This is a genomic window from Verrucomicrobiota bacterium (assembly GCA_016871535.1).
GTDB lineage: Bacteria > Verrucomicrobiota > Verrucomicrobiia > Limisphaerales > SIBE01 > VHCZ01.
In genome coordinates this window covers 16,091-31,226 of sequence record VHCZ01000050.1, presented here as the reverse complement: position 1 = coordinate 31,226, position 15,136 = coordinate 16,091, and the positions used below count along the sequence as shown (strand labels likewise).

15 protein-coding genes are annotated in these 15,136 nt (G+C 59.3%); 6 read left to right on the top strand and 9 right to left on the bottom strand.

Translation table 11 applies throughout. The features are described 5' to 3' along the window. Nucleotides 1–306: 306 nt before the first annotated feature. From FJ398_09190 to FJ398_09165, 6 genes are all read right to left on the bottom strand, one after another. Entirely contained in the window at nt 307–1,398 is a 1,092-nt protein-coding gene (locus FJ398_09190) for a cobalamin-independent methionine synthase II family protein (GenBank protein MBM3838124.1), read from the bottom strand. A 34-nt stretch (nt 1,399–1,432) separates the two neighbouring features. Continuing rightward, nucleotides 1,433–2,191 carry a phosphocholine cytidylyltransferase family protein gene (locus FJ398_09185; GenBank protein MBM3838123.1) on the bottom strand — a complete coding sequence of 253 codons (759 nt, stop codon included), beginning with the start codon at nt 2,189–2,191 and terminating at the stop codon, nt 1,433–1,435. Nucleotides 2,192–2,196: 5 nt separating this feature from the next. Continuing rightward, entirely contained in the window at nt 2,197–3,462 is a 1,266-nt protein-coding gene (locus tag FJ398_09180; protein ID MBM3838122.1) for an MFS transporter, read from the bottom strand. A gap of 62 nt (nt 3,463–3,524) precedes the next feature. Further along, nucleotides 3,525–4,154, bottom strand: coding sequence for a tetratricopeptide repeat protein (locus FJ398_09175; GenBank protein MBM3838121.1), 630 nt, complete (start codon nt 4,152–4,154; stop codon nt 3,525–3,527). A 48-nt stretch (nt 4,155–4,202) separates the two neighbouring features. Then, nucleotides 4,203–5,060 carry a Ku protein gene (locus FJ398_09170; GenBank protein ID MBM3838120.1) on the bottom strand — a complete coding sequence of 286 codons (858 nt, stop codon included), beginning with the start codon at nt 5,058–5,060 and terminating at the stop codon, nt 4,203–4,205. A gap of 115 nt (nt 5,061–5,175) precedes the next feature. Beyond that, nucleotides 5,176–7,680 (bottom strand): hypothetical protein, encoded by a 2,505-nt coding sequence (locus FJ398_09165; GenBank protein ID MBM3838119.1) that lies wholly within the window; start codon nt 7,678–7,680, stop codon nt 5,176–5,178. Nucleotides 7,681–7,823: 143 nt separating this feature from the next. Between FJ398_09165 and FJ398_09160 the strand changes: the two genes are divergently transcribed. After that, entirely contained in the window at nt 7,824–8,645 is an 822-nt protein-coding gene (locus FJ398_09160; GenBank protein ID MBM3838118.1) for a four helix bundle protein, read from the top strand. Between the two features lie 8 nt (nt 8,646–8,653). Here FJ398_09160 and FJ398_09155 read toward each other — a convergent pair whose 3' ends face one another. The 3 genes from FJ398_09155 to FJ398_09145 all read right to left on the bottom strand — a co-directional run bounded on the left by FJ398_09155 (nt 8,654) and on the right by FJ398_09145 (nt 11,016). Continuing rightward, the gene (locus FJ398_09155) at nt 8,654–9,163 is read right to left on the bottom strand and encodes a DUF72 domain-containing protein (GenBank protein ID MBM3838117.1); all 510 of its coding nucleotides are present in this window, start codon (nt 9,161–9,163) and stop codon (nt 8,654–8,656) included. Between the two features lie 11 nt (nt 9,164–9,174). Further along, nucleotides 9,175–9,381, bottom strand: a complete 207-nt coding sequence (locus FJ398_09150; GenBank protein MBM3838116.1) for a hypothetical protein — start codon at nt 9,379–9,381, stop codon at nt 9,175–9,177. Between the two features lie 66 nt (nt 9,382–9,447). Beyond that, a complete protein-coding gene (locus FJ398_09145; GenBank protein MBM3838115.1) occupies nt 9,448–11,016 on the bottom strand; it encodes a hypothetical protein in 1,569 nt (522 codons plus the stop codon). A 133-nt stretch (nt 11,017–11,149) separates the two neighbouring features. Here FJ398_09145 and FJ398_09140 point away from each other — a divergent pair, with 133 nt between their 5' ends. From FJ398_09140 to FJ398_09120, 5 genes are all read left to right on the top strand, one after another. Further along, nucleotides 11,150–12,022, top strand: a complete 873-nt coding sequence (locus FJ398_09140) for a YicC family protein (GenBank protein ID MBM3838114.1) — start codon at nt 11,150–11,152, stop codon at nt 12,020–12,022. A 47-nt stretch (nt 12,023–12,069) separates the two neighbouring features. Further along, entirely contained in the window at nt 12,070–12,699 is a 630-nt protein-coding gene (locus FJ398_09135) for a guanylate kinase (protein ID MBM3838113.1), read from the top strand. Nucleotides 12,700–13,176: 477 nt separating this feature from the next. Then, a complete protein-coding gene (bioB, locus tag FJ398_09130) occupies nt 13,177–14,130 on the top strand; it encodes a biotin synthase BioB (GenBank protein ID MBM3838112.1) in 954 nt (317 codons plus the stop codon). A 15-nt stretch (nt 14,131–14,145) separates the two neighbouring features. Continuing rightward, on the top strand, nt 14,146–14,325 hold the full coding sequence (locus tag FJ398_09125) for a hypothetical protein (GenBank protein MBM3838111.1): 180 nt from the start codon (nt 14,146–14,148) through the stop codon (nt 14,323–14,325). A 14-nt stretch (nt 14,326–14,339) separates the two neighbouring features. Beyond that, a complete protein-coding gene (locus FJ398_09120) occupies nt 14,340–15,116 on the top strand; it encodes a M14 family metallocarboxypeptidase (protein ID MBM3838110.1) in 777 nt (258 codons plus the stop codon). Nucleotides 15,117–15,136 lie beyond the last annotated feature (20 nt).

Genomic DNA, 15,136 nt, shown 5'->3' with positions numbered 1-15,136 from the left:
CAGGGGAAGAGGGTAGGTCTGCACTACACGGCGAAATCGGAGCAAAAACTTCGAGTTTCCGAGGAAATTCCAAGGTGAACTCTCAAAAAATTTCCAAAAACAGGGGTCAATTGCGAAAGTCGGGGTAGCCGGAACGATTCCATTCAATTCCTGGTAGAGCTGCGCTGCCGCTCAGCCGCTGCTTGGCAGGCTTCAGTCGTGGTTTTTTGGTCAGTTCCCGGACTTCGGTCACAGAACCGTGCCTCTGCTTGAGATCAGGATGTTTGCTGGAGTCGCTTGAAATCGCGGCTGCGCGGCAGCCCAGCCCTACCTCCGAACTGAATCGTAGCCGCGGCCTTCAAAATCCTCCCGGAGGAGTTTTGCCGCCGCCACTTCGTGGCAGAGTTTCCGGTAGGCCTCGTCGATGGACACGTTGGCTCCGGAGCCGGGCGCGAACCCGCAGTCGGGATTGAGCGTGATTCTCTCCGGCGCGATGTGACGAAGCGCCTGTCGCACCCGGTCGGCAATGACTTCCGGTGAATCGATTCTCCCCGGTGTGACGTCCACGCAACCCAGGCCAATCTCGAAATCCTCGCGCAGTTTCCGGAGCACGTCAAAATCTCCGGCGCCCGGCGCGGTGAACTCCAGGGTCAAGTGCTGGACCTGAAGTTTGTTCAATTGCGGAAGGATGCGCTCGAACCCGCCCTGGTGCTGCGCTTCGCCCCGGACGCGCGCTCCGGCGCGGCGGCAAAGATGAACCGCCAGGCGCGCGCCTTTGACTCCCTCCACAACCTGGTTGGTCGCGTCCACGGCAAAATCCGCAGCCTGGTCCGCGTACTTGTATTGCGCGCGAACCTCCGGCGTCACGAACAGGCAGAGGTGCGGATCATCGATCTGGATGATGTCCGCGCCGGCTTTCAACAACAATTCCAGTTCGCGCCGCAGCACGGGCACGCAGTCCTGGACAAAATCTTCGCGCCGTGGATACGCCTTGGAGGACTTCCCCGCATCCCACATGCGTTCTCCGAGCAGGGCAGGCGATGGCAAAGTAGCCTTGATCTGGCGGCGCGTGAGAGAGCGAACGAATTGCATTTCCTGCGCAATAAAGCCCGGCTTCTTGGGCGCGAGTTTCTCCACGACAATCGTCCAGGGCCGGCCATCCTGAGGATTGGTGCTCAACTCAAAGCCGTGGGCCAGCTCCGCGATCACCCCAATGTAGGATTTGCGCCGCCACTCGCCGTCGGTCAGGACATCCAGACCGGCCTGTTCTTGCACCGCGACGATGTAGCGCACCGCAGCATCCATGCGCCGGGCGTATTCCTCCGGCGCCAAAGCGGCTTCATTCGCGATCAGGTCTTTGACGAAGTCCGAACGCGGCATGGAGCCGACGACGGACGTGGGGAAGAGAACGGATTTCATTGGCCGGATCTCCGAATTGAACTGGATCACGCCCTCACGGACCGCCTTTCCAATACTTCTGAGCCAGCTCGAAATCCTGTTGCGTATCGACTTCCATGTAGTTCCCAGGCGTGTCGGCGTGGGCCATGGGAATGCCCGCCTCGATCATCTCCTGAAACAGGTGGATCAGGTAAGCCTTCTCAAGAACGGGCGCCTCACGAAAAGGTTGACCGGCAAACTGAGTCCGGCACCGGCGGTAATGCTCTGTGAGCAACCCCGCCCCAGCCGCGGTGAATTTGGCGATGCCAGTGTACTCGCCATGGGCCGCAGCGGGGTCAATTTCCCGATGGATGCGCGTGATGCGTCCGTTCTGCGCGGTCACCTTTTCCGCGTCGTTGGGCGGATGTTGCGTTCGATGTTGGTAGCGGTCGAGCCATTGGGTATCGACCGAAAGCGCAATGGGCTCCGGATTGGCCAACAGCCGCCGCACGACGTCGGCCGTGAAAAGGATGTCCGCGTAACAGCACACAAACGGCTCGTCCATCAAATCCTCGGCATACATCAGCGAAGCCAGAATGTTGTTCGTCTCCCAGGTGGTGTTGTGGCGAAATGTGAATCGGGGATAACCCGCCCGCACCTTATCGATCTGATATCCGCCGATGAAGCAGATGTCGGTCAGGCCGGACGCCGCCAGCGCTTGCAAGTTCCAGTCTAAAAGCCGCTGGCCCTGGACTTCGGCGAAGCATTTTGGCGAATCGGACGTCGTGGGCATCAAACGCCGGCCTCGTCCCGCTCCAATGATGATGGCTCTCATGCGTTCTATTTATCCTGGCGGGCCGTGGCATTCCATAACAGAGCAATGGCCGCGGCGCCGGCAAACGCGCAACCCGCCCAGAAAAATACGGCGATTTTCCAGCCATGTTCATCGACCAAATGTCCGGTCACTTTGTCCCCGGCCGCCGCCCCCATGTAACCCATGAAATTTACAAATCCAACCGCTGCCGCCGCAGTCCCGTGCCGAGCCAAATCAATGGGAAACGTGCCCACCAGCAATATTTGAGGCCCAAAGACGCAAAAGCCAACCAGGAACAAGACTGCCACCGACAAGACCAAACTCGTCGCGGCCACGTAGTGATATGATACGGCGAGCACTCCGAGCAAGAGCAGCAGCACGCAAATGACCGGCGCGCGACGCCCTCCACAAAAACGGTCCGTCGCCCAACCGGAAACGTAGGCGCCGATGATGCCGCCGAAGGGCAACACTGCGTATTTGAAGGCCGCGCTGCTGACCGAGGCCGATTGGACCTCTTTGAGGTGCGTCACACCCCAATCCGTGAAGCCGTATCGGCAAGCGTCAAGCAGACACAAAGCGAGAGCGACCAGCCAGAGCGCCGGATTCAATAACGTGTCGAGGATGTTCCGGGTAATCGACACGGTTTTTCCATTTCGCGACGAAACCGAAGCTGCACCGGGTTGCAATGAATCCGGGTCCACAGGTTTTTCTTCCAGCAACAGAAACATATGCAGGCCGGAAGCCAGCAAGAGCACCGCAGGCACGTAGAGCGCGCCCTGCCAACCAAAATGCTCCGCCGCCCAGCCCGCCACGACAAACGTGAGGGCCCCGCACAATTGATATCCCGTTCCGATGATCCCGATGGCACGGCCACGCCGCGTCGCAGGGAACCAGTTGGCGGCCACGCGCATCGTCGGCGGCCAGCCCAGCGCCTGGACGTAACCGTTGGCAGCCCAGACGAAGAGCAAGAAGTAGAACGCCGTGCCGAACCCAAAGAGCACGTTCAGAATAGCCGAGGACACCATGCCCACGCCGAGAAGTTTTCGGGGGGAAATTCGTTCCGCGAGCTGGCCGTTGATGAACTGGCCGACGCCGTACGCCAGCTTCAGCGACATCAGAATCGTGCCGAGCTGCGCCTTGGTGAAGCCGAGTTCAGATTGCATCCCGGGCAGCGCCACCGCCAGATTGTTGCGGCAAAAATAAAACGAACCGTAAGTGAGCCACAAAACCCAGAGCACGCCCGCCTCGCGAGGCAGAGCGGCATTTTGCGGCAGGCGCTCCTGAAGTTGCACGGCGGCATCATGCCCGGCTGGTCAAACGGCTGTCGATGCGATTTCGTCGCCGCAGGCTTCGATCATGTCGTTCCCAAACGGGAATTCTGGGCGGCGGCCAGCGATCGCTTCAGGTTGTGCAACAGTTCGTCCGCCTTGCGTGCTTCCGCTTCGGAAACCAGTTGCTGATACCGAGTAAGCGCCTTGATGGCGGCGGCCAGGTCGTTGTTGATGGCCAGCACCAGCGCCAGGTTGAAATACACGTTGGCAAACGCAGGCTCCACCTCCGCGGCCATTTCGTAATGAACTTGCGCCAGACGGAAATCGTTCACCTCGAAATAGAGATTCCCAAGATTGTAGTGCGCCTCGGCATGGCGCGGGTTGTGTTTCAGGCAGGTCGTAAAACAGTCAAAGGCCCTGGCGGTGCTTCCCTTTTGCGATTCGATAATGCCCAGGTTGCAGTAGGCGTCGGCGACGCAGTCTTGCTCCTCAATAGCCTGCCCATAGAACTCAGCCGCCCGCGCATCCCCGCGTTCGTCCAGCGCCAGAGCTTGTTCAAACCGGCTGGACTCCGGCGCAAAACTCAGGATTTGCGCCGTCGGCGGGAGGAACAAATGCAGTTGATCCGGATCTTCCGCGGCCCGGGGGCGCTTCCGAACGCGCTTGTATCCGAGCTTCGACGCGGGCGGGGGAAATTTGAGAATCTCGGCCATTGCATGCCCATCCGTACCCCGGGAAGGCGGGTGTCCAGACGGGTAAGATCAGGCAACTTTTTGTTTCCGCGGCTTAGCCGGCGCCACTTCGACTTCTTCCTTCTTGGCGCCTTTGGCCTTTTCCATCGGCTTCTTCTGCGCCTTCGTCCGTTCGATGCTTTGCTTCAGCGCAGTCATGATATCCACGACAGGCTTTTCCTCTTCCGGCACGCTGACCACTTCCTGACCGGCGATCTTCGCTTCAATCATCTCACGCAAGGCGTCGCGATAGTGATCTGCCAGATCCAGTTCCTTCAGACTGGAGGTCATGGAGTCGACCAAACTGATCGAAAGCTTCAATTCATCCTTGTTCACTTCCTTTTGCTCGATCTGCGGCACGGTGTCCATTTTCCGGAGCTCTTGCGGATTCCGCAGCTTGTAGAGCACCAGCCCGCCATCCAAAGGCGAAATCATCACCACTTCCTCGCGGTCTCGCAGAACGACCTTGCCGATGCCGACTTTCCCGCTCGCCTTCAACGCCTGGGTCAACAGCGAATAGGTCTTGGCCGCGACCACTCCATCCGGGCCAGCGAAATAGGGCGAATCGTAGAGCGTCGCGTGGACCTCGCCGGCGTCAATGAAGCCTTCGATCTCAATCACTTTCGTGCTCTTGAGTTTGATCTTCTCAAGGTCCTCCGAGGAGACGATCACGTACTGTTCCGGCTCGAACTGATAGCCTTTGACGATTTCTTCGGCGGTGAGCGCCTTGCCGCATTTCTTGCATTTCTTCTCGTAGCCGACGGCGCCGTTGTCTTCCTTGTGCAACTGATTGAACCGGATCGTTTCCTCGGTATCGACCGCGTTGTAAATGCGGATCGGAATGGTAACCAGTGAAAACCGAATATGACCTTTCCAGATCGATCTCATAATTCACCTCGTGTCAGTTACAATGTTTTGCGTTCATGCGTTAAACAGGCCGACGAAACTGTCCAAGGGACTAGCCTAATACTGATAGTCCGAGCTGCGCGCAAGCTCTTTTTGGCTAATGAAAGTGCAAGTCCGGCCTCAGCCTCACGAATACGGCTTCGCGCAACAGACCGTCTTTGGTCACCGAAGCAAATTCCACTTCGCACATGAGCTTCGGTTCCACCCAGATCGACCGCGCGTCATCCAGCGGTTTTTCTTTGACGGGCCTCTTGATGGTCGGGAGTTGTCGCAGCTCAGCCGCAACCGCCTTCATCGACTGATCGTCGAACCCGGTGCCGACTTTTCCCAGGTATTTCAGTTCGTCGCCGTTTGCCTGGGCCAAGTGTAGCGCGCCGAAAGTGGATTCGCGATCGCCCTGGCCTCGCGTGTAACCGACGATCACGCACTCGATCGTCTGCCGCGTTTTGATCTTGAACCAGGCCTCGCTGCGTCTTCCGGGGAAATACGCGCTGTGGCGCTGCTTGGCCATGATGCCTTCCAGTCCCATTTCCTTGACGGCCTCGAAGAAAGGCCCGCCTTCCTCGACGCTTTCGCTGACGCGGTAGGGGGTGTCTTTCTTAAGGGCGTCCTGAAGCCACTCGCGGCGCCGGGTCAGCGGCTCATTCACGATCGCGCGGCCATCGAGGTACAGGCAATCGAAGACGTAACACACGGCGGGATGCCTGGCTCTGGCGCGTTCAATCGCCCCCTCAGCGTTTTGCTGCATGCGATGGATCACGTCTCGGAAGCTGGGCCGGCCATCGGCTTCGAGACAGACAATCTCTCCGTCGAATAATCCGGAGGTGGCGCGGAACGCCAGTTCGGGAATCACCAATTCGGGGAACTGCTTCGTCAGATCCAGACCGTTGCGCCCGTGAATGCTCACTTCGCCTTCGTCCAGGGCAATCAGGGCGCGAATGCCGTCCCACTTGACTTCGTATAGATAGTCGGGTGAATCGGGCGGTTGCTCGGCGGCGCGCGCCAGCATGGGTTCAACTGGATCGCGGAGCCAATCGATCTGCGGCGGATCGACGCGCTCCAGCAGCCACTGGTTTTCCTTGGTATGATGCGCGCGATATTCGGCGTTGAGTTCGCGCGATTGGAGACGGAAATAGAATCCGTCCTTCTTCTGTTTGGTAATTTCGTATCGCCCTTGCGCGAACTTCCACATCATCCCGCCGCCGTACTCACCTTGGGGAATCGCACCCTCGAAATTCACGTACTCGAGTGGGTGATCCTCCACATTGACCGCCAGCCGCCTGATGCCGGGCCTGGGCGGCAGACCTTTCGGAACGGCCCACGATTTAAGCACGCCATCTTGTTCCAAACGCAAATCATAGTGCAGCCGCGAGGCATGATGCCGGTGAACCACAAATGCGTTTCCTTCCCCGATGTTCAACGTAGGGCAGGCTTCCAGCCCGCCTCCCTGCATCCCTTCCGGCCGCGGTTCCGGTGTTTTGCCGAAGCGACGTTTCCTGGAATAACTCTCAAGCTGCTCCGGCGTTTTCTGGTGTCGAGCACGCCCTTCACTCTGTCGCGAATTAGCTTCTCCCTCTCTTCCCGCCGCGGGAGGAGAGAGCCGGGGAGAGGAGGGAAGCTGGTTCGCAAATCCCCTCTCTCCGGCTCTCTCCCCGCTCGTGCCTCGCGGGAAGAGAGTGACAACGCCGCTTGCGTTGGAAGGCCTCGCGCTTTTCCTCTCCGTGTGAATCGGCGTTGCGTATGCCGCAAACGCCTCCCAGGGATCGCCGTTTTGCCGGACGCGTTGCGGAACGCCCTGGAGATCGAACGCCTTTGGACTCTCCAGCGATGCCAGTTCTTCCCAGGGCAGCGGAGTTGAAACCGTCGCGCCGGGCAATCCGCGCACGCTGTATGCAGCCACGATCGTCTGCGATGGACGGTTCCGGTAAATATCCAGCAGCACTTTGCCTTTCCGATACTCCTTCTTGATCTGCAAGGTCAGCGAGGATGGATGCGATTCCACGAACGGTTGAGCGGCTGCCTTCGCGGCTGCAAAGGCTTTCTGAAATTCCCACTTCGGCTCGATCGGCGTCAGGACGTGCAGGCCTTTGCGCCCCGTCGTTTTGACAAACGGATGGTAACCGAAACTTTCCAGATGTTCTTTGAATTCCAGCGCGAGTTCCGCCACGTCCGGAAATTGGAAGGTCTCCGGCGGATCGAAATCGTAGGCGATGTAGTCCGGTTTGTCGAAATGCGGGGCTCGCGCATGCATCTGGTGCAATTCAATGCACGCCAGATTCGCCAGCCAGACCAGCGAAGCTCCTTCGGTGGCGATGACGTAGTCTTTTTTCTCCTCGCCGAGCGTCACGTGCTCCAGCCAGTCCGGCGCCCATTCGGGCCGGTTCTTTTGAAAGAACGATTCCCCGCTGATGCCGTCCGGGTAGCGCACCAAAGAAAGCGGCCGTCCTTTCACATGAGCCAGAATTGTCGGCGCAATCTTGAGGTAGTACTCAATGAGCTGCGCTTTGACGATCCGGACGTCGGGATAGAGAACCTTGGTGAGATTCGAAAGCTCCAGCTTCCGTTTGCCAACCTGGACGATTTGGGAGGTGCGTGAGGGCATGGAGCGCAGTGTTTCGTCGTTGGTTGTGAATTCCAAAAGATAGAGGGGATCAGGCCCGTGAGCCAGCAATTCTGTTGTGCCAAGAGATCGGAGGATGTGGTTGCAGCAAGAGATGCTGTGCGCTATAAGCCGGTGAGATCATCATGCCTGGGAGCGTGCCAAATCAGCCATCATCCGACGGATGCGACAGATCGGGCGAATCGGACGCCTGCAACGATCGAAAGCGCCTGCGTGCAAGCGGCGGCTATGGGAAACTGCGCAGCTATCAGGTCGCCACCGTCATATACGATGCTACGGTCTCCTTCTGCGACCGTTTCATAGACAAACGCAGCCGGACGCATGACCAAATGGTCCAGGCGGCACGCAGTTGCGGGACGAACATTGCCGAAGGCAGCCGCGCCGCCGCAACGACGAGCCAAACGGAGCTACGCCTGGTCAACGTCGCGCGGGCCAGCCTGGAGGAGTTGCTCCTGGATTATGAGGATTTTCTACGCCAGCGAAAACTCCGCGTGTGGGCGAAAGACTCTCCAGAGGCGCTGGCCGGGCGGGCGGTGGGGCGGCAGATGGATCTGACGGATCAGATGGATCGGACCGATCCCGTCGAGCATTACCAGGCTTACGCGCGCTGGTTAGACCATGCGGATCCCGCGGTAGTCGCCAACGCGCTGATCTGTCTGCTCCACCAGACGAACTACTTGCTCGATCAGCAGATCAGCGCACTGGAACGCGATTTTGTTCGGGCCGGCGGTTATATTGAGCAACTGGCGGCAGCGCGTATCGCTGAGCGCCAGAAGCAGCAACACCCGACAGCCCCGACCTGCCCGCACTGCGGAAAGCCCATGGCGCTCCGCATGGCGCGCAGAGGGCCGCGAGCCGGTTCGCAGTTCTGGGGTTGCTCGGTTTATCCGGACTGCACGGGCACGCGGACGCTGGAGGGCGCTGACGGATCGGTCCGATCAGACTGATCTTCACATCACGAACTGGCCGCCAGTTCCAAAAACCTCCTGGCCATCTTCGGCCCCATGCCTTCGTCCTCGTCCTTGAAAAAGACGAACGCATCCCGCCACTCCTGCTCGCGCACGCGCTGGCCCCACACTTTCAGCTCCGGATCGCCATAATCGGGCCGACGCAACCGCAGATAGCCCCAATCCGCGGTCGAGATGAAAGGAATCTCCAGGTCATTCTCCGCCTCGGCAATGCACAGCACGGCGCGATGATCGCGCAACAAGCCAAAGATTTCGTCGTCGAACCACGATTGATGGCGGAACTCAAACGCTGCTTGTCGGTCCTCTGGCAGCCGTTTGAGAAACTCACCCAGGCGCGCCGCATCCTTCTTCATGCGATAGAACGTGTTGTTGATTTCAACCGTCCGAAATCGTTCCCCGTAATAGCGCAACATCTGTTTGTCCGGCAAATCATCGGGATAGAAACTGCCCTTCCATTCCTTGTAAGAATAGCCGCTCGTGCCGATGTAAAGGTTCATCGTGAGTGGACTTACTGCCGCTCGATGATCTCCACGATGCTATCGGTGTCAATTCTCACTGCCTCGGATCGGCCAAAGAAGACGAGGATATGATAATCCTTGGTAGCGCCAACGTCGCGAGGTTCCCGGAATGTGTATTGGGCCCCGTTGTTGAGCCGCACCGCAAAGGGTCGGAAAGGTTGGCGTTCCACCAGGCCCTTGATCTCAGCAATCTTCATGGCCGCAATGTTATGGCGACTGATTCGATTGGCCAGACAAAAGCCGGCCAAGTGCGCTATCGCTTGCTATCGCTGGACGACAAATCCGGCATTGACCCAGTCGGCGAAATCTTCGCGCGAACCATCCCCGGCGTCCATCGCCACCAAGCTGATCCATTTGGCGTCTTTGGGAATCGAGACATTGAAGCGCCACGCCAGAGATAAGATGCGCATAACGGGACTCGCGGCGGCCTCCTTGCCGTCGATGAAGACCTTGAAGACGACACTCGGATACCTGGCGAGATTCGAGCCATGGCTGATGCTGACCAGGTGTTCGTCCGCGCCGGCCAGCGCGACGAACCGCCTGTATTCAGGCTTCACCTCATAAACAACCTCACACGGGGCATGCACGCCCAGGCCGCGCGCATGAATCTGGCGGTTGACCTTCAAGCTCTGGCCAAGGTTCGATTTGTCCTTTTGCGGCGGCTGGGTGTTTCCGGAATACCGAACGGCTCCACCGTAGGTGTGGCCAAATCCGACGCTGCGGATCGGCTTCAAGTCGCCGATATGAATATCCGGCAAAGGCGGCGTGGGTTCCATTCGCGCGAAAAAGCCCTGTGATTCCAGGCCAACCGCACGCCCATCGCGGAAGGCGGCGGCGCGCAACTTCGTCGTCGCCTCGAAGACAAGCGGATTTGTATAAAGCATCGAACCGGAGGTCGGGCTAGTGCCGTCCAACGTGTAGCGGATTTGCGCGTCGGCCTGAAAGGGCGCGGTGAGCGTGACGGTGATTGGTTGCTCGAAGAGGTGGGGGCGCATGGGTGTGCCCCAGGGAGTAATCCGGACGGGATCAACCACCCAATTCGAGTCCCATTTCCCAAGCTTGGCCAATTCATCTTGAAAACTGATCGTGGCCGCAAGGTATTTCTCGAAGTGCTCCACGACCTGTTCCGTGTTGAGATCCGGAGTGAAATGGCGCGCTGGATCGTATCCCGGATGCGCATCGGTCATGTCGCGCGCCAGGACGCAGCGCAGCCCGGCGGTTTTCATGGCTCTCAACCCCATCGGCTTCCCAAGCAAGCATACCTGGGTGTGAAAGCCGGTGTAAATCAGATGGGTCAAACCGCGTTGCTGGCAAATCGCATAGACCTCCGCTTGCGTGTCGGGCATCAAATCGGCGCCTCCGATGACCAACCCCGGATGCATGGCGTCCCAGCCATAATTCACGGCACACCGTTCGCGCCCGCAGGCGCAGCCGCCGGGATCGGGTGCGGGCGGGCATGTAACGTTCGTCACCGTGGGCACGGAAACTCTGGGCAAGGCGAAGATCGCTTCGCGTTGCGGGTAGCCGACGTAGTTATCGACGACGTCGCTGGGGCAAAGCATCACGGTCATCCCGAGCGCGCGGGCGGCCTCCAGCGCTTTGTTCAATCGCGGCACAATCGCATCGACGCGCATCGTCGCCGTTTTGCACCAGTGAAAATTCCAAACATCCACGGCAATCACGCCAACGCGCTTCGGATCAACCCTCTCCGTCGCGAGCGTGATCTTTCCCGTGGCTGGATCACGCGTCTGCAAGTGCAATTCCATCTCCGCGGCGTGAGTGGCGGCGACCGCAAGAAGCGCCATGGCCGCGGCGATCAGGGGATTCTTCATCGGCCCGCATTCTGGTCAGAAGCCCGCACGAGGCAAGCGCCTTTTGGCATCCGAACCCACGCTACCCACGCTACCCAAAAATGTATCGCGTGCGTCGCGGTCTTTCCTCATATTCCCGCCACGCATGAATTCGATGACTGGGCACGGGCGCGGCGAGTGCGCTCGAAACGGTTTCAAGGTTACCGTGGAGGTGAGCTCCGTGAATCGGAAGCAGAGCGAAATCTCGGTGAACCTGCCCCGGGAACTGGAGTCCCTGGAGCCGTTGGTGCGGGATGCTATCAACCGCTGGGTGTCGCGCGGCCGCATCACCGCGAAAATCTCGCTGCACCTGGGAGAAACTGGATATCGGGGGCGGGCGTTGATCAACCCCGGCTTGGCCAAGGCCTACGCCAAAGAAATTCGCAAGCTCGCGCAGGACCTGAAATTCGACAACGCGCTCACGCTTGATCTCGTCCTCCGCGCGCCGGGAGTCTTCCAGGTCGAGGATCCTCTCTGGGAAACGGAAACGTTCTGGCCGGCCATCGAGAAAGCCCTGGCGCAGGCGTTGAAAGGCCTGCTCGCCATGCGACAGCGAGAAGGCAGCCATCTGGCCGAAGACTTGTCCGCGCGCGTGGCCGCCATGCGCGAGTCGGTGGCGCGCATTCGCCAGACCGCGCCTCTGATGGTCGAACGCTATCGCGACCAATTGCGCACGCGCATCAAGAACGCGGGCCTGGAGATTCCGGCCCTCGACGACGAGCGTCTGTTGAAAGAGATCGTTTATTTCGCCGACCGCTCCGATGTGTCCGAGGAACTCACGCGGCTAGAGAGCCATTTCAAACAGTTCCAGGTTTGCCTCCAATCCAAGGAGCCCGTCGGACGCACGCTGGATTTTCTCGCGCAGGAAATGAACCGGGAAATCAACACCATAGGATCGAAAGCGGCGGACAGCGTGGTCTCGCGCGAAGTCGTGAACTTGAAAGCGGAGTTGGAGAAATTTCGCGAACAAGTTCAAAACGTCGAATGAACAGTGGCCGTTCGGGATGATGATCAAAATCAGGATCTCGTAAGACCATGGCCGAACACTTCGGAGACGCGTTGCTGGTCATCCTCTCGGCGCCCTCGGGCGGCGGCAAAACCACCGTGTGCCAGAAGATCGTCGAAACGAATTCAAACGTCGTGCGCGCGATTACTTGCACGACGCGATCCCCGCGCGAGGGCGAGCGCGACGGAATCGATTATTATTTTCTCGACGAACGGAGTTTTCTCCAGCGCGTGGAAGCCGGAGAATTTCTCGAACATGCCACCGTGCACGGGAATCATTACGGAACGCTGCGCTCGTCGGTGTTTGATCGGCTGAGGGACGGACAGGATGTGTTGTTGAGCATCGATGTCCAAGGCGCGGCGACGATTCGGGCGAAGGCGCACAATGATGCGGAACTGCGCCGGGCGCTCGTCACCGTGTTCATCACGCCGCCGTCGATCACGGTGCTAGCCGAACGCTTGAGGAAGCGCGCCACGGACTCGGCCGAGGTGATCGAGCAACGGCTGGGAGTGGCGCGGCGGGAAATTACCGAATGGGTCAATTACGATTATCTCATCCTCAGTTCGTCCATCTCCGAAGATGTGCGCCGCATGCAAGCGATCTTGGCTGCGGAGAAGATGCGCCAGTTCCGGACGATGGCGCCGATGAAGGACTGTTGACAACGTATCGCCGAATTGCATTCGGCAGGGCGTGAGGAGATCCAAGCGCACTCACCCCCCGAGACCATGCGGATTGCAAATCCGCGATACGGCAGAATTCAAGTTTGACCTTTTGTCAATGACCCTGCCGCCGATGAAGGACTAGGGATCGCCGCTTTATCCCCTGGCCCACGGGGAACACTCGTTTAGCCGTGAATGACCGAGAATGAACCCGCATCCTCACAAACACAACGCCGTTGTCCCTGCATGCAAAAGATGAGATGCGCGCGCGTGGATTTGGACAGCAGCGGCGGTCTTGCTTCTCAGGGCGCGCTTGTTAGGTTCTCGCGCGTGAGCGCACAGAATACGGTTTCGATCCAACCCGAAGCGCGGTTCGCGAAGGAGACGTCGCGGAGCGTCGCGAGGCTTTCGGCCGCAGATACGTCCACGGAAATCCGGCACGACTGGCGGCTGGAGGAGATTCGCGCCCTCCATGACATGCCATTGCTGGATTTGGTTTTCCAGGCTGCTCAGGCGCACCGACGCCATCACGACCCGGCCGAGGTGCAGGTGTGCAAACTGGTTTCCATCAAGACCGGCGGTTGTCCGGAAGACTGCGCCTATTGCTCGCAATCCGCTCGGTACGAAACAGGGATCGACGCGCAACCTTTGCTGGAGAAGGAAGCGGTTCTGGAAATCGCCCGGCGCGCCAAAGCCAGCGGAGTGAGCCGCGTGTGCCTGGGGGCAGCCTGGCGCGAAGTGCGCGATAATGCCCAGTTCGAGCACGTGCTGGACTTGGTGCAAGACGTCACGTCGATGGGCCTGGAAGTTTGCTGCACGCTGGGGATGCTGACGGAAGCCCAGGCCCGGAAACTCGACGAGGCGGGCCTCTACGCTTACAACCACAACCTCGACACCTCTGAGTCGTTTTACGAAACCATCATCACGACGCGGACGTATCGCGACCGGTTGGACACCATCCAAAACGTTCGCAAGACCGGCGTCACCGTCTGCGCCGGCGGCATTTTGGGATTGGGCGAAAGCAAGGATGATCGGATTTCCTTGCTTCGGACGCTGGCTGCGATTCAGCCGCATCCTGAATCGGTCCCCATCAATGTTCTGTCGAAGGTCCCCGGAACACCGCTCCAAGACCAGGCGGACGTTCCTTTTGATGAAGTTCTGCGCATGGTTGCGACGGCGCGAATTCTCATGCCGAAAGCCGTTGTGCGGCTCTCGGCGGGCCGCGCCCGGTTGAGTGTGGCGGAGCAGGCGCTCTGTTTCCTGGCCGGCGCCAACTCGATCTTCTCCAGCGAAACCCGAAGCATGCTGACTCAGGCCGTGCCCTCGCCGGATTACAACGCAGATCGCGCGATGCTGGAGTTGCTGGGATTGCGAATGAGGCCTCCGTTCAAAGGAGAATCCTCAACACGCGAAGACTGGGAGAAGGTATAACCGCGGATGACACGGATGAACACGGAGAGCCTGACACCTGCAATGGACCTGGGCCAGCTTCATGAATCTCTGGGCAGGGCGAGCCTGTCCCCAGCGAGCCGGTCCGGACGTGTTCCAAGCAAGTGGAGCGGCTCGCCGGGACGGACTCGCCCTACCGACGGCCCGTCGCCGGGCCGCGTGCATCTTGAGTTGTAGCTCCTTTTTATCGGATGAGCGGAGTCCAACGCCTCGGGAAGAACCAGGGAGGATACTTCGGCGAGCGCATCGAGATTGAGCAGGTGCTTCGCGATGGCTTGGAGGCGGCTCGGAAGTTCGGTTGGCGCGTTGAAACACTCCCGACTGGCTCGGGCTTGGATTTGCTCACCGTTCATCGTTCCGAGGTAACGACGACAAGGAAGATTTACATTTCAACGGGCATTCACGGGGATGAACCGGCTGGACCGCTGGCAATCCGGCAGTTGCTGCATGAGAACTCCTGGCCAGCGGACGCTGCGATCTGGCTTTGTCCGTGTCTCAACCCAACTGGATTTCCGCTCAACCGGCGGGAGAACGCCAAGGGCATCGACCTCAACCGTGATTACCGCCATTTGGTAACCGATGAAATCCGGGCGCACGTCGCCTGGCTGAATCGACAGCCCAGCTTCGACCTGACACTCTGTGTCCACGAAGATTGGGAAGCGAACGGATTTTACCTTTACGAATTGAATCTCGACCACGAGCCGTCGCACGGCGAACGGATCATCCGCGAAGTGGGAGAAGTCTGCCCGATCGATCACTCCTCGCTGATTGAAGGCCGCCCGGCCCAAATCGGGATCATTCGCCCCGATCTCGATCCCACCAAGCGCCCTCAGTGGCCGGAAGCATTCTTTCTCATCCGGAACAAGACGCGGCACAGCTACACGCTTGAAGCGCCTTCGGATTTTCCATTGCCAACTCGTGTAGCCGCCCTGGTGACGGCAGTGCGAACCGCGATTCAAGCGCAGTGAATCACGCTTTCACTCCAAAG

Excerpts from the sequence above, each read along its gene's own strand:
- FJ398_09160 (MBM3838118.1), top strand. The coding sequence starts at position 7,824 with ATGCCTGGGAGCGTGCCAAATCAGCCATCATCCGACGGATGCGACAGA.
- FJ398_09125 (MBM3838111.1), top strand. The coding sequence starts at position 14,146 with ATGAACACGGAGAGCCTGACACCTGCAATGGACCTGGGCCAGCTTCAT.
- FJ398_09140 (MBM3838114.1), top strand. The coding sequence starts at position 11,150 with ATGACTGGGCACGGGCGCGGCGAGTGCGCTCGAAACGGTTTCAAGGTT.
- FJ398_09135 (MBM3838113.1), top strand. The coding sequence starts at position 12,070 with ATGGCCGAACACTTCGGAGACGCGTTGCTGGTCATCCTCTCGGCGCCC.
- FJ398_09155 (MBM3838117.1), bottom strand. The coding sequence starts at position 9,163 with ATGAACCTTTACATCGGCACGAGCGGCTATTCTTACAAGGAATGGAAG.
- FJ398_09190 (MBM3838124.1), bottom strand. The coding sequence starts at position 1,398 with ATGAAATCCGTTCTCTTCCCCACGTCCGTCGTCGGCTCCATGCCGCGT.
- FJ398_09150 (MBM3838116.1), bottom strand. The coding sequence starts at position 9,381 with ATGAAGATTGCTGAGATCAAGGGCCTGGTGGAACGCCAACCTTTCCGA.
- FJ398_09165 (MBM3838119.1), bottom strand. The coding sequence starts at position 7,680 with ATGCCCTCACGCACCTCCCAAATCGTCCAGGTTGGCAAACGGAAGCTG.
- bioB (MBM3838112.1), top strand. The coding sequence starts at position 13,177 with ATGCCATTGCTGGATTTGGTTTTCCAGGCTGCTCAGGCGCACCGACGC.
- FJ398_09145 (MBM3838115.1), bottom strand. The coding sequence starts at position 11,016 with ATGAAGAATCCCCTGATCGCCGCGGCCATGGCGCTTCTTGCGGTCGCC.
- FJ398_09175 (MBM3838121.1), bottom strand. The coding sequence starts at position 4,154 with ATGGCCGAGATTCTCAAATTTCCCCCGCCCGCGTCGAAGCTCGGATAC.
- FJ398_09170 (MBM3838120.1), bottom strand. The coding sequence starts at position 5,060 with ATGAGATCGATCTGGAAAGGTCATATTCGGTTTTCACTGGTTACCATT.
- FJ398_09120 (MBM3838110.1), top strand. The coding sequence starts at position 14,340 with ATGAGCGGAGTCCAACGCCTCGGGAAGAACCAGGGAGGATACTTCGGC.
- FJ398_09185 (MBM3838123.1), bottom strand. The coding sequence starts at position 2,191 with ATGAGAGCCATCATCATTGGAGCGGGACGAGGCCGGCGTTTGATGCCC.